This is a genomic window from Bacillus sp. FSL K6-1003 (genome assembly GCF_037964945.1).
GTDB classification, from domain to species: Bacteria; Bacillota; Bacilli; order Bacillales; family Bacillaceae; genus Bacillus; species Bacillus mojavensis.
In genome coordinates, this window is record NZ_CP150176.1 from 3788869 (window position 1) to 3801675 (window position 12807).

Sequence of the window (12807 nt, forward strand, 5' to 3'; positions counted from 1 at the left end):
AAAAGACAGCCCCAAAGGCTGTCTTCTATTTTACAGGAACGTCGAGGTGATAAAGACGGCGATATCGTTCGTTCGTCGCCAGCAGTTCCTCGTGCGTTCCTTCCATTTCTGTTTTTCCGTTTTCCAGAAAGACGATTTTATCGGCTGCTTCCACTCCCGCCAAGTGATGTGTAATCCAAAGAATCGTTTTACCTTTCAGCACCTCAAACACGGTTTCCATCAGTTCGCGTTCCGTGATAGGGTCTAAGCCTACTGTAGGCTCATCAAGTATAATGATCGGCGTATCCTGCAGCAAAATCCGGGCGAGCGCGATCCGCTGCCGCTCTCCTCCTGAAAAACGGATTCCGGTTTCCTGAACTGAAGTATGATACCCGTCAGGCAGCGACTCAATGTAATCATGCAGTTTCACCTGCTTTGCGGCGCGGCGCACATCCTCGTCACTCGCCTTTCCGTTTCCAAGCCTGATGTTATTCAAAATGCTTGTATCAAACAAGTGAGGCTTTTGATTTAACACAGCCACCGCATCAGCAATCTGGTCCTTTAAAAACGCCGTTTCCACTCCGTTTAACGTTACCGAGCCTGAGTCAGGTTTCAAGGCGCCCTCAATTAATGCGAGTGACGTTGATTTTCCTGATCCGCTCCGGCCGAGCAGTGCCATTTTTTCTCCTTGGCGCAGCATAAAGGAAAAATGGTTCAATACTTGGCTGGTGTTGTCATAAGAAAACGTCACATCTCGAAACGCCAAGGTGACATCTTTGAGATCAAGCCTATCAGCCGCAGACTCTGTTTGTGAAGACTCAGGCTGAGGAGCCACCTTGTTCATTCTTTTGATAGAATCCTGATAACCCGGCACTTCGCCCAAGGCATCAGAAAGCGGCAGAAAAGCTTCTGTCAGCGGAAACACAACAAGCACAAAGGCTGCAATCATTGTTCTGGCGAGTTCGCCATTTGCATGCTGCCCCGCCGTCCAAAACAGCATCAGCAAAATGAGACCGGCGACAAGGCATTGCGCGGCGAAATCCCGCCATCTAGTAAAACGATGTTTTTTTCGTTCCAGCTCAAACCACGTATTTTCTTCTTTTTCATAGGAATCAATAAAAGCATGCCGGCGTCCGCTGAACATCCAGTCGCTGACACCCATCACGGCATCTGTGAGACGGCTGTACAGCACATTCCGCCCGCTTTTCAGCTTGGCATTCTTCGCCCGCGTCACAAGCAAAGACACGACCGGAAACAGCACAACCAGAACAAACAGATACACCGCCAGCAAAATGGCAAACGGCCAGGAGAAGAAACCAAGCGCAATCACTGAAACAGCATACAAAAGCAAGGCTGAGATGGCAGGGAAAATGGTTTTTAAGAAGGCATCCTGCAAATGCTCAATATCCTCAGATAAAATGCCGAGCATATCTCCCGTGCGAAAACGGGATCGCAGCATCAAAGCGCCCGGCTCAAGCATGTTGTAAAGGCGGACGCGCATGTCGGACACGATTTTCAAAATGATGTGATGGCCGATCAGGCGCTCCACATAGCGTGACACAGACCGGGCAATCCCAAAGGTTCGAACGGCGACAATCGGGACATAAATGAGCAGGATGTTCTCCGGTCTTGTCGCCGCTTTTGAAATTAAAAACCCTGACGTAAACATGAGAAAAGCAGCGGAAAAAATCGTCACCGCGCCCAAAAAGACAACAAGAACAAACAGACGGGCATTTTGCTTGATATACGGCAGAATCCATTCTTCTTTCTTCATGCTCTTTCCCCCAGTTGTGCCTTCACGAGTTTGGTGTACACACCGTTTTTCGCCAGCAATTCATCGTGAGTCCCGATTTCTGCAACCTTGCCTCCGTCCAGCACGATCATTTCATCCATATCAAGCATCCAATGGAGGCGGTGTGTCGCGAGAAAGACAAGCTTATCATCAAATAAATCCAGCATCGTTTCTTTTATTTCATATTCTGTTTCGATATCCAGATGGGCGGTCGGCTCATCCAGCAGCAGAATCGGCCGGTTTCCCAAAAAGGCGCGGGCCAGCGCGACACGCTGAGCCTGACCGCCGCTGAGCGTCCGGCCGCCTTCTCCGATCCGTCCCTCCAACCCTTCATGAAGGGTGTTTACAAACTCCGTCAATCCCGCTGAGGCAGCAGCGCGGGCTGTATCTTCAGCAGAAGCGCTTGGGTGATAAAAGCGGATATTGTTCGCCAGCGTATCATCAAAAATATAAGGATGCTGCGGAATATAGACAAGGTTTTTCTGCCAGTTCCCGTCCTGCAGGTGCGAACGGCTTGAACCGTTCACATTAATAACACCGCTATCCGGCTCCAAAAAACCGCCGAGGATATCAATTAATGTTGATTTTCCGGCACCGCTTGCACCGATAATGCCGATTTTTTTCTTGCCTTTGAATGACAGATCAATATCAGACACCGACCGGCCAACTGACACGCCTGACAGCTTCAGCTCATCTTGATCGGACCACATCCCAAGCTGAAGCGGCTCCTCTTCTTTAAAGCCAGGCTGCGACAAAATTTCTTGAATGGTTTTGCCCGCCTCCTGCCCGTTTAGCGTTGCGTGATAATCGTTCCCCACTTCCCGCACCGGCAGAAAATACTCAGGTGCCAGGATAAGCGCCGTTAATGCAGGGCCAAGCAAAATATCGCCGTCAATCAAACGCAGTCCCAAAAACACAGCAACTGTCGCCACAGACAGCATCGTGAAAAAGTCGAGAGCAAATGAAGATAAAAACGCCACCCGCAGTGTACTCATTGTCGCTTTGCGATACCGCTCACTGACGTGGAAAATGTTTTTGCTATGCGATTTGCTCAATCCTAAAAAACGCAATGTCTCCAATCCGCGAAGAGAATCAACGAAATGGTTGGACAATGTCTGATATGATTTCCACTGGCGATCCGCTTTTCGCTGTGCGACAAGGCCAAGAAGAATCATAAATATAATCAGAATCGGCAGGGCCGCGACTAAAATAATCGCCGACGTCCGATCCTGAAAAAACACGTAGATGACAACAGCAGCAGGCACAATCGCCATGCTGACCATTTTCGGCAAAAACAGTTCAAGATAGCGGCGGAACTGGCTGATGCCTTCCATCGCCAGCGTCACCATTTGTCCCGTCCCCTCTTTCTTTGCAAAGCGGGGGCCTAAACGGAACAGCTGATCGAGAAAGCTTTTTCTCAAATCAGCTCCCGTCTGGGCGGCATAATGATAGACGAGTTTCTGACGCGCCACTGTCACCCCGTGCCGCGCGACAAAAGCGATGAGGAAAAAGCCGATCACCGGAAACAGGGAGGCAATGCTCTTCCCGTTGAACAGTCCGGTTACAGCTTCACTCAGCCACTCTGCCTGCATGATAATAGCGGCTGTCTGAATCAGCGTTAAGCAAGTAATCACGGTGAGAATCCGCTTCATTCCTTTATATCGAAACAGGTCTTTTCCCATTAATAAGTCATAGGCTCCTTATGACTGACGCGCTTCCGGAAGACATAATAGCTCCAGATCTGACTGCCGATGACAAACGGCAATAGCGTTAATGCTGCAATTGACATGACTTTAAGCGAATAATCACCGGAAGAAGCGTTAGCTACTGTTAAATCGAACGCGCTTTGAATCGAGCTGACCATCACCCGAGGGAATAGCGAAATGAAAATCATTCCTATGGTCAGAGCAAGACCCGCGCCTGTCATCGCAAATGTCCAGCCGTCTTTACTCTTACGGATGAATAAAGCTGCAAGCATAAAGCAGATGACAATCAAAACAACAAGCGGTATTGTAATCTCGCCGCGGCGTGTAAACATGTCTGTCTCATAAGCAGAAAGAGCCGCAAAAGCAAGCACTGCCACAAAAACAATACCCATTATCTTTTGCGCCATTTGTCGGGCGCGCTGCTGCAAATCACCAATCGTACGCAGCGTGATGAACATTAATCCATGCAGGAAGCAGAGAAGTGTTACGGTCACGCCGCCAAGTACAGAATATACATTTATATAATCAGAGAAATGCGCGTGAATGTTCATATCGGCATCAATCGGCATACCGCGGAATAATGTCGTAAATAACACACCAAGCACAAACGGAGGAATCAGACTGCCGAAGAAAACCACCCAGTCCCAAACCTTTACCCATTTTAAATGATCAACCTTGCCGCGGAATTCAAACGCGACCCCGCGGCCCATTAACGCAAGCAGCACAATGACAAACGGAATGTAATAACCGCTCAGCATCGTTGCATACCAGTTTGGAAACGCCGCGAAGATAGCACCCGCACCAGTCAAAAGCCATACTTCATTCGCGTCCCAGAACGGCCCGATCGTGTTGATCAGCACTCTGCGCTCTAATTCATTATGGCCAAGAAAACGGGTCGCCATGCCGACCCCGAAATCAAAGCCTTCCAAAAAGAAGAAACCGATAAACAATACAGCAACGAGTATAAACCAAAGATCATGAAGAGATGCCATGGTATACCTCCTGACTAAAAGGATCTGTTGAAACAGGAACATCATGATGATCATCATGCTCCGCGCCTTTTTTAATTTCACGGATGAACAAGAAGACGAGCAATGCGCCTAAAATCATATACATCACACCGAATGCGATGATTGAGAATAACAGGGAGCCCGCCGTTACGTTAGGCGACACGGATTGAGCCGTTGTCATCAAACCCATGACCGTCCAAGGCTGACGCCCGATTTCTGTCATAATCCAGCCCGCGGAGTTGGCAATAAACGGGAAGGAAATCAATGCGATCATGATGCGCAAATACCATTTGCTGTTTTCCAGCTTTTTGCGGCGGTTCAGCCAAAGGCCGCCTAACGCAGCAAGAATCATGACAACACCTGCTCCAACCATAATACGGAAGCTCCAGAACGTCGTTTTGACAGGCGGAATATAGTCGCCTTTTCCATACACTTTTTCGTACTCTGCCTGAAGTGTTTTCATTCCCTTGACACTGCCGCTGAATTTTTGGTAAGCCAGGTAGCTCAATGCGTATGGAACTTTGATTTCATTTGAGCTCTTTTCATTTTTCGTATCAATTGTGGCAAAGGCCGTCCAAGCAGCAGGGTCGCCGCTGTCTTCCCAAAGCCCTTCACTGGCAGCCATTTTCATTGGCTGTGATTCCATCAAGTGTTCAGCCTGCATGTGGCCACTCAGGCCAACGCCAAGGCCTGCACAAAGACCCACAATCATTGCGAGTTTGAAAGATTGTTTAAAGAATGGCACTTCTTTTTTCTTTAATAGTTTAAAAGCACTGACACCCGCGATAAAGAAGGCCCCGGTGGCAAGCGCACCGAAAATGACGTGCGGGAATTCAACCCATAGCTGCGGATTTGTCAACAGCGCGCCAAAGTCATTCATTTCCGCGCGTCCGTTTTTGATCGTAAAGCCGACCGGCTCCTGCATAAAGGAGTTCGCTGTTAAAATCCAGAAGGACGACATAATCGTTCCGAATGACACGAGCCAAATGCAGAGCGCGTGAATTTTTTTAGGCAGGCGGTCCCAGCCGAAAATCCACAATCCGATAAAAATCGATTCCATGAAAAACGCCAATAATGCTTCAATCGCAAGCGGCGCGCCAAATACATCTCCGACAAAACGGGAATAATCAGACCAGTTCAGTCCAAACTGGAATTCTTGCAAAATCCCCGTAACAACACCGACTGCGAAATTTATTAAGAACAAGTGTCCCCAAAACTTCGCCATTTTGAGGTACATCTCATTTTTCTTCACAAGATAAAGAGTCTCCATCAATGCAACCATAAACACAAGCCCGATTGACATTGGCACAAACAAGAAATGAAACAACGTTGTTGATGCAAATTGAATGCGGGCTAATACTAATTCACTCATGCTTTATCCTCCATTTCCGATTGAAAATGTTATATTGTTCACTACTTCACAAGCAGAACCAAAACTTTGATCAACATTTCACAAAATAGACGAAAAAAATAATGCTCAATACTTCACAAATACGTCAAAAAGTCGTCCAATATGATTCAAGATTGCCAGACTGACGAATGGCACGATCCCTGAATGGTTCATATTAAGTACTTTACAACGATCTGTTTCAAAAATAAAGCCCAAAATACCTAAAAAGTCCTGCGCTATGTGACGGATTATTGTCTATTTTGTTGCTGATTTATGGCGGTCGCTAGGATAAATGACCCTTTATTATCGTACATCAACACTTCGCTCCTTGCGAATAAAATGCTTGACCGGCATCAGCACTGGGTTCTCGGCACTCCGGCACATCCGGAATTTAGTCAGAACGTCTCTTTTCATCTGAATCATAAAAAAGAAAAGTTTGAATAGTAAATTTTTAATATATTAATAATTTCAATTTTTTAGTATACTTAACATAGTGAACAATTTCACTGGCAACAAGATTAGGGGGAGGTTTTTTAATGGGAGAGCTTCAAACTCAATTGCAAATGCAAACGGATACAATTCACGAAGGGGTTCGAAAAGAGAATTGGTTTGCGAAGGCTATGAATATAAAAGTAGGCATTATACCGCTTCCTGTTTATGCCCTGCTGTTTATATTAATTACTATTTTTGTATTGCATCACGATGTAAAAAGCGACATCTTGACATCCATTGCCGTCATGGCGTTTTTCGGATTTACCTTTGCCCAAATCGGAAAATCGATACCGATTGTGCGCTCTATCGGCGGTCCGGCCATCCTTGCTACTTTTATTCCATCTGCTGTCGTCTACTATCACCTGCTGCCAAATGATATTGTCAAATCCACCACAGAATTTACAGAAAACTCAAACTTTCTTTATTTGTTTATTGCCGGAATTGTTGTCGGAAGCATCCTCGGCATGAAAAGAGAAACACTTGTAAAAGCATTTATGAAAATTTTTATACCGCTTATCGCCGGTTCTGTCGCGGCCGCCATTGTGGGACTGGCTGTCGGTACATTGCTTGGCCTCGGATTTCAGCACACCCTTCTGTACGTCGTGATTCCTATTATGGCTGGCGGCGTCGGAGAAGGCGCCATCCCTCTGTCCATCGGTTATTCGGATATCATGCCGATGTCTCAAGGGGAAGCGTTTGCACTTGTTCTTCCATCGATCATGCTCGGCAGTCTATGTGCAATCATTTTAGCGGGCCTGCTCAACAGAATCGGCAAGAAAAAACCGGAATGGACCGGCAACGGTAAAGTTGACCGTTCAGAAGATTCACCTGCGCTGGAGGAATCGCAAAACGGCCAGCACATGTTCAACCTTTCTCTGTTTGCGTCCGGGGGAATCCTTGCCGTCTCCTTATATTTGGTCGGTATGCTCGCCCACGACTTTTTCGGTTTTCCTGCTCCTGTTGCCATGCTGCTGTTAGCTGTTTTGATCAAGCTGTTCAGACTGGTCCCTGCCTCAATTGAAAACGGCGCGTTTGGCGTGTCCCGCTTCTTTTCAACGGCAGTCACCTATCCGCTGCTCTTTGCAATCGGCGTGTCCATGACGCCATGGGACAAGCTTGTGGCCGCCTTTAATCTCAGTAATATTATTACGATTCTGTCTGTCGTTGTGACAATGATGACGGTCGGCTTTTTCACGGGAAAATGGCTGAACATGTACCCGATCGAAACAGCTATTATTAATGCGTGCCATTCAGGGCAAGGAGGCACCGGTGACGTCGCGATATTAAGCGCCGCAGAAAGGCTTGAGCTGATGCCTTTTGCCCAGGTGTCCACTAGAATTGGAGGGGCCATCACAGTGTCCCTCACGTTATTGCTGTTACACCAGTTTTATTGATAGGCTGAAAGCAAGTTCTTCGGATGACGAAAGAGCTTGCTTTTTTGCATTTCCGTGTTTTTACAAATTCCCGCCGCATGCTATAGTAGTAGTTGGAAAGATTATGATAGAAAGGACTCTAGCATGCCTATGGGAACCAGTCTTTTTTTCTTTATCATTCTCGGGCTGGGCATTCAGCTGATATCAGCCCTTGCAGCAAAGCTTCTTCCGGCATTAGAACTCTGGATTGATATTGTTCTTTGGGTCGGTGCTGCTAGCTTTATCTTCTCTCAACAGCCTTTCATAGATGGCATCGTCTCTCTGGCATTGATGTTCACCAGCTACTGGACCGCATTGGATCTGACTGTCCCCAGCCGTGTTGAAAAGCCATCAGGCGATTGGCAGGAAGTTGAGCTTGCAAGAGACCACACACGCCTCCTCTCGGATATTGCCCTGACTGTCATTGTGTTTGCGGGCGCTATTGTTTTCTTCATTTACGGGCCTGACACCAGCGTTCTAAAATATGTGATCCTGTTCGGTTTCATCTCGGGCGGCGCGGCACTGGTAAAACGCATATTAAATTTTCTAAGTGTAAAAGTCTTTTATTCTTCATCTTTAGAAACATGGCATATCAGCTCACGGTATGAAACCCGCACCTACCCGCTTTCAGACCTGAAAGACATCCGGCTTGAATCGACGGCAGATCTATTAAAGCTTCACCCGCTTTTGACAATGTATTCATCCCGGCTCGATATGACAACAAGCTTTCAGCAAGTCATAAGGCTCTCTCTTCCCGGCGAAACGCTGTATCTGACCGTGAAGGAACCCGAAAAATGGAAATCAATCCTCGGGGAATTTCTAGATTCAGAAAACAAAGAGGAAACGGTTATTGCTGTCCTGCCGCTTTATCATCGGAAAAATGTAAAACGGCTTTTAGGTAAACTTTATTTTGCCGCAAGCGTAAAAGGGATATCTGCTTACGCCATATTGGTGCTCGCTTTATATGCCTTACACGCTTCACCTTGGGTCATGGCTGGTGCCGTGATGTTGTACTGGGCTTTGAATATGTATCTATCTGACCGGGTGCTGCGGACAGCAATGGATGCCAGGCCTTGTCTGAATTCAGACGTTCAGGCAGCGGCAGATAAGATGTTTAGAAAAGCAGGCATTTCGCATGTGGAGATATATGAAACGGATAGTGATGAATATAACGGCATGGCAGTCGGAATGAATGTAGGAAGATCAATGGTGATTCTGACAAGCGCTACATTAACCCTTCCGCCGCATGTCATTGAGGGTATTCTTGCCCATGAAGCTGTTCATATTAAAAAACGTGATGTGCTGTCCATGCAGCTGTTGCGCTTTCTTTATCTTGGGGCAGTCATCGGGATCATTCTTTTACTTGAGCATTACATCGCCCATCCCGGCGCTTACAAAATCGCACTTTGGGCGCTAATCATGGGAATCATCATTCTATTCCAGCTTTATCAGTCATTTTGTTCCCAATGGATGGAGGTGCGCGCCGATCACCTTGGCGCTTCACTGCTGGAGGGCGGATACAGGCAGATGGCTGAATCCTTAAAGATCCTGGCGGTTCGTCAGGATGAAGCTCTGCAAAAACAAAACACCTACAGCTCTGATATAGATGAAGATGAAGTTAAGGTGAACTCTCTCATCCGGGATAACAGCTGGCTTTTCAGAATCATAGACTTTCAGTTTTCTCCTCATCCACCTATGTATTGGCGTGTCAGCGCATTGCTTTCGAACAAAGGACACGGCATGGTCAAGCGCTGGCTGAGAGATCGGCTGAAAGAATCTGTCTCCCTCAAGTGAAACTTTTCAGATTTTAAAACGTATGAAAAATCATTGTTTAAGGGGGGAGCCATATGATTGTGATTCTTATCGCTTTGATCTTCGGAATGATCGTCATTTATCAATCGGCTCGATCATCTGATTCAAAAACCAAAGGACGCCAGCGGGCGGACAGCGGTTTTTTCGGATTTTCCGATGGTGATTCCCGCCATGATGGATGCGGCAGTGACGGAGGTTTCGGGGATTCCGGCTGTGACGGCGGAGGGGGCGGCGGCGATTAATCGCCGCCATTTTTATTTCATCGACTCAATGTACGCACCAAAGGACGCCCCTGACATTCCCGGGGATACACGTACACGATGGAGGGCGTACATCCCCTGATCTCTGGAGGCTGCACCAGGTTCAGTCGTCACTCCCATTTGATAACCGGTTTCTTCAGCGGCCTTCAGCGTATCTTCGTTGTAGCGCCCAACCGGATAGCTGATGATGGCCGTTTGCTGATTGAACATCCTATCAAACAGTTTTTTTGAATCTGCCATTTCGCTATATTGCTGTTCTGGTGTTAAACCGTTCAGCTCAAGGTGGTCAATCGTATGGCTTTCAATTGATATGCCATGGTGCGCCATTTCTTTCATTTGATCCTCTGTCAGATGATGTTTATGTCCAATTGATTTGCCGATCATAAAAATCGTCGCCTTCATGCCGTACTTCTTTAATACCGGATACGCGTCTTTGTAATTATCGGTGTATCCGTCATCAAACGTGATCAGCACACATTTCTCACTCGGCTTCTTGTCCTGAGTCAGCATGAGATACGCCTCTTTTGGGGTTAATGTCTGGTAGCCGTTATCGTGCAGCCATTTCATATGTGCCTCAAATTCTTTCTTTGGCACACGGAGGCTGTTGCCCGAAGAGATGCTGTGGTACATCAAAATCGGCAGCTTTGCCGGTTTCTCTGTTTTGATCCATGCGGATGTATCATCTTCTTTTTTCTGCACATGTACTGTCTTTTCTTCCGGTTTCTTTTGTTCCGCTTTTGGCATCTGCTGCTCCGCGTTTGCTTCTTTTTCAGTGCAAGCGGCAAGAGACAAGCAACTGCCCAAAAGAAAGATGCTTAGGATAAATCGTTTCATCGTTTTCCTGCTTTCTGTCTATTTCTTCCTCCTTTTCATCGGTTGATTTGCGGGATTTTCAAGTGAAAAAACCAGACATGTAGCCATGTCCGGTGCAGATTAGGAAAACTGATTCAAAATCAAAGACGTTAAAAGACCAAGAGCAGCCATTAACCCTGTCATCGGACCGCTGTCTTCATATGCCTCGGGCATCATCGTGGATGCAATCATTGCGATGATTCCTCCGCCCGCAAAAGCGGCGATTGCCGACATCATCTCCTCAGGAGCATCATCGAGGAAGTAATATCCTGACCATGAGGCAAAAATAGAAATCATCAGTACCGCCGCCCAAAGCAGCAAGATTTTCGCCTTTGAATATCCGCTGTTCTTCATGCCGGCCGTGCTGGACAGCCCTTCAGGTATATTGCTGATAAAAATCGCGACCACCAAAAGGAAACTGACGGATTGTTCCTCAAGAAGACTGGCTCCAATCATAATAGACTCGGGGACAGCATCCATGATGGTGCCGATAAAAATCGCGATCCCCCCGCCGCCTGCAGCTGCTTGTCCCGATCTTTTTCTTTGTGACGCGCCTCTTTTTGAAACCGCGTAGTCAAAAAGGGTAAACACGACAGCTCCTGCTATAAATCCGGCGCCTGTCGAGACCATTCCGCCATCCTTCACCGCGTCCTCAAGAAGTTCATAGGCGGCAGCGCCGATTAATACCCCTGTGCCAAAAGCCATGATATAACCGATGATACGCTTGCGAATCGGAAGAAACATCGACGCCAGCGCGCCCAGCAAAACAGCAGAGCCGGAAATACCGCCCCACATCGCCGCATTCCACATCTCGATCTCTCCTTTCTACAAACCACTACCCGCCGCGGTTTTTGCTGTAAACCTTGAAAGAGAGAGGGCATGCAAAAAACCGGACATCTCTCCATGTCCGGTTCTCCAGCTTAACGAATTCTGATTTCTGTTTCGCTATCAAAGAAATGGCCTTTATTCATATCAAACGCAACTGTCAGCTCATCACCTGACTGAATATCGAGACGGGCATCGATCCTCGCAATAAAGTCTTGGTTATCAATTTGCGAATAAATCATAATCTCAGATCCCAGAAGCTCCGCGACATTGATTTTCGCTTTAATTGAAGAGCTCTTATACGATTCCACGACAATCAGTTCATCATGAATATCCTCAGGGCGGATGCCGAAAATGACTTCTTTGCCAATGTAGCCCTTTTCACGAAGCACCTTCATTTTCCCCTCCGGCACGCTCAACACGGAAGAACCGATTTTGATTGTGCCGTCAGACAGCTTTCCTTTGAAAAAGTTCATGGCTGGTGATCCGATAAAACCGCCCACGAATACGTTTTCAGGGAATTCGTAAACATCCTTCGGCGTCCCGATCTGCTGAATTTTGCCGTCCTTCATGACCACAATTCGAGTCGCCATCGTCAGTGCTTCTGTCTGATCATGCGTGACGTAAATCGTGGTGGTCTGCAGTCTCTGGTGGAGTTTAATGATTTCGGCTCTCATTTGCACCCGAAGCTTTGCATCCAGATTCGACAAAGGCTCATCCATCAGGAATACCTTTGCATCCCGCACGATCGCCCTTCCCAGCGCAACCCGCTGTCTCTGCCCGCCTGAGAGCGCTTTCGGCTTGCGGTGCAAATATTCTTCCAGCCCGAGAATTTTAGCGGCTTCCTCCACTCTTTTTTTAATTTCAGGTTTCGGCATTTTGCGGAGCTTCAGCCCGAAGGCGATATTATCGTATACCGTCATATGCGGATAGAGCGCGTAGTTTTGGAACACCATCGCGATATCCCTGTCCTTTGGCGCCACATCATTTACCCGTTTTCCTTCAATATAAAAATCACCTTTCGAAATTTCCTCAAGTCCTGCGACCATCCGCAGTGTTGTTGATTTACCGCAGCCGGACGGGCCGACAAATACGATAAATTCCTTATCCGCTATGTGAAGATTAAAGTCGTCTACCGCCGCTTCCTTCTGATCATAAAATTTATAAATGTGCTCCATCCGCAATTCAGCCATCTAACATCCCCCTTTAGTATTGTAAACGCTTTCTTAAATCAAGTGTATCAGCATTTATCCAACACTGAAATGGGCAGCATTCAT

Annotated in this window: 10 protein-coding genes; 3 read left to right on the plus strand and 7 right to left on the minus strand. The window is 47.1% G+C overall.

What is annotated here, in order from left to right; all coding sequences use genetic code 11:
* Positions 1 to 25 precede the first annotated feature (25 nt).
* The 4 genes from cydC to cydA are packed head-to-tail and all read right to left on the minus strand — an operon-like array spanning position 26 to position 5859.
* Positions 26 to 1753: a thiol reductant ABC exporter subunit CydC gene (gene cydC, locus NSU16_RS19330; RefSeq protein WP_326191419.1), complete on the minus strand. Its 1728-nt coding sequence runs from the start codon at positions 1751 to 1753 to the stop codon at positions 26 to 28.
* Complete coding sequence (gene cydD / locus NSU16_RS19335) at positions 1750 to 3453, minus strand: thiol reductant ABC exporter subunit CydD (RefSeq protein WP_339191750.1); 1704 nt, start codon at positions 3451 to 3453, stop codon at positions 1750 to 1752. The genes cydC and cydD overlap by 4 nt, the downstream gene beginning before the upstream one ends.
* Complete coding sequence (cydB, locus tag NSU16_RS19340; protein WP_010332412.1) at positions 3453 to 4469, minus strand: cytochrome d ubiquinol oxidase subunit II; 1017 nt, start codon at positions 4467 to 4469, stop codon at positions 3453 to 3455. Before cydB ends, cydD begins: the two co-directional genes overlap by 1 nt.
* The gene (cydA, locus tag NSU16_RS19345) at positions 4453 to 5859 is read right to left on the minus strand and encodes a cytochrome ubiquinol oxidase subunit I (RefSeq protein ID WP_339191751.1); all 1407 of its coding nucleotides are present in this window, start codon (positions 5857 to 5859) and stop codon (positions 4453 to 4455) included. Before cydA ends, cydB begins: the two co-directional genes overlap by 17 nt.
* Positions 5860 to 6413: 554 nt before the next feature.
* Here cydA and cimH point away from each other — a divergent pair.
* The 3 genes from cimH to NSU16_RS19360 all read left to right on the plus strand — a co-directional run bounded on the left by cimH (position 6414) and on the right by NSU16_RS19360 (position 9835).
* A complete protein-coding gene (gene cimH, locus NSU16_RS19350) occupies positions 6414 to 7763 on the plus strand; it encodes a citrate/malate transporter CimH (protein ID WP_010332414.1) in 1350 nt (449 codons plus the stop codon).
* Positions 7764 to 7886: 123 nt separating this feature from the next.
* On the plus strand, positions 7887 to 9575 hold the full coding sequence (locus tag NSU16_RS19355) for a M56 family metallopeptidase (protein WP_339191752.1): 1689 nt from the start codon (positions 7887 to 7889) through the stop codon (positions 9573 to 9575).
* An 86-nt stretch (positions 9576 to 9661) separates the two neighbouring features.
* Positions 9662 to 9835: a hypothetical protein gene (locus NSU16_RS19360; RefSeq protein ID WP_339192727.1), complete on the plus strand. Its 174-nt coding sequence runs from the start codon at positions 9662 to 9664 to the stop codon at positions 9833 to 9835.
* A 12-nt stretch (positions 9836 to 9847) separates the two neighbouring features.
* On the opposite strand, the gene NSU16_RS19365 is transcribed toward NSU16_RS19360, so the two are convergent.
* The 3 genes from NSU16_RS19365 to msmX form a co-directional block, all read right to left on the minus strand.
* Entirely contained in the window at positions 9848 to 10687 is an 840-nt protein-coding gene (locus NSU16_RS19365; protein WP_326203909.1) for a polysaccharide deacetylase family protein, read from the minus strand.
* 99 nt (positions 10688 to 10786) lie between these two features.
* On the minus strand, positions 10787 to 11515 hold the full coding sequence (locus tag NSU16_RS19370) for a ZIP family metal transporter (protein WP_150224117.1): 729 nt from the start codon (positions 11513 to 11515) through the stop codon (positions 10787 to 10789).
* A 110-nt stretch (positions 11516 to 11625) separates the two neighbouring features.
* The gene (gene msmX / locus NSU16_RS19375; protein ID WP_268444785.1) at positions 11626 to 12723 is read right to left on the minus strand and encodes a maltodextrin ABC transporter ATP-binding protein MsmX; all 1098 of its coding nucleotides are present in this window, start codon (positions 12721 to 12723) and stop codon (positions 11626 to 11628) included.
* Between the last annotated feature and the right edge of the window lie 84 nt (positions 12724 to 12807).

Excerpts from the sequence above, each read along its gene's own strand:
- cydA (WP_339191751.1), bottom strand. The coding sequence starts at position 5,859 with ATGAGTGAATTAGTATTAGCCCGCATTCAATTTGCATCAACAACGTTG.
- cimH (WP_010332414.1), top strand. The coding sequence starts at position 6,414 with ATGGGAGAGCTTCAAACTCAATTGCAAATGCAAACGGATACAATTCAC.
- cydB (WP_010332412.1), bottom strand. The coding sequence starts at position 4,469 with ATGGCATCTCTTCATGATCTTTGGTTTATACTCGTTGCTGTATTGTTT.
- NSU16_RS19370 (WP_150224117.1), bottom strand. The coding sequence starts at position 11,515 with ATGTGGAATGCGGCGATGTGGGGCGGTATTTCCGGCTCTGCTGTTTTG.
- cydC (WP_326191419.1), bottom strand. The coding sequence starts at position 1,753 with ATGAAGAAAGAAGAATGGATTCTGCCGTATATCAAGCAAAATGCCCGT.
- msmX (WP_268444785.1), bottom strand. The coding sequence starts at position 12,723 with ATGGCTGAATTGCGGATGGAGCACATTTATAAATTTTATGATCAGAAG.
- NSU16_RS19365 (WP_326203909.1), bottom strand. The coding sequence starts at position 10,687 with ATGAAACGATTTATCCTAAGCATCTTTCTTTTGGGCAGTTGCTTGTCT.
- cydD (WP_339191750.1), bottom strand. The coding sequence starts at position 3,453 with ATGGGAAAAGACCTGTTTCGATATAAAGGAATGAAGCGGATTCTCACC.
- NSU16_RS19355 (WP_339191752.1), top strand. The coding sequence starts at position 7,887 with ATGCCTATGGGAACCAGTCTTTTTTTCTTTATCATTCTCGGGCTGGGC.
- NSU16_RS19360 (WP_339192727.1), top strand. The coding sequence starts at position 9,662 with ATGATCGTCATTTATCAATCGGCTCGATCATCTGATTCAAAAACCAAA.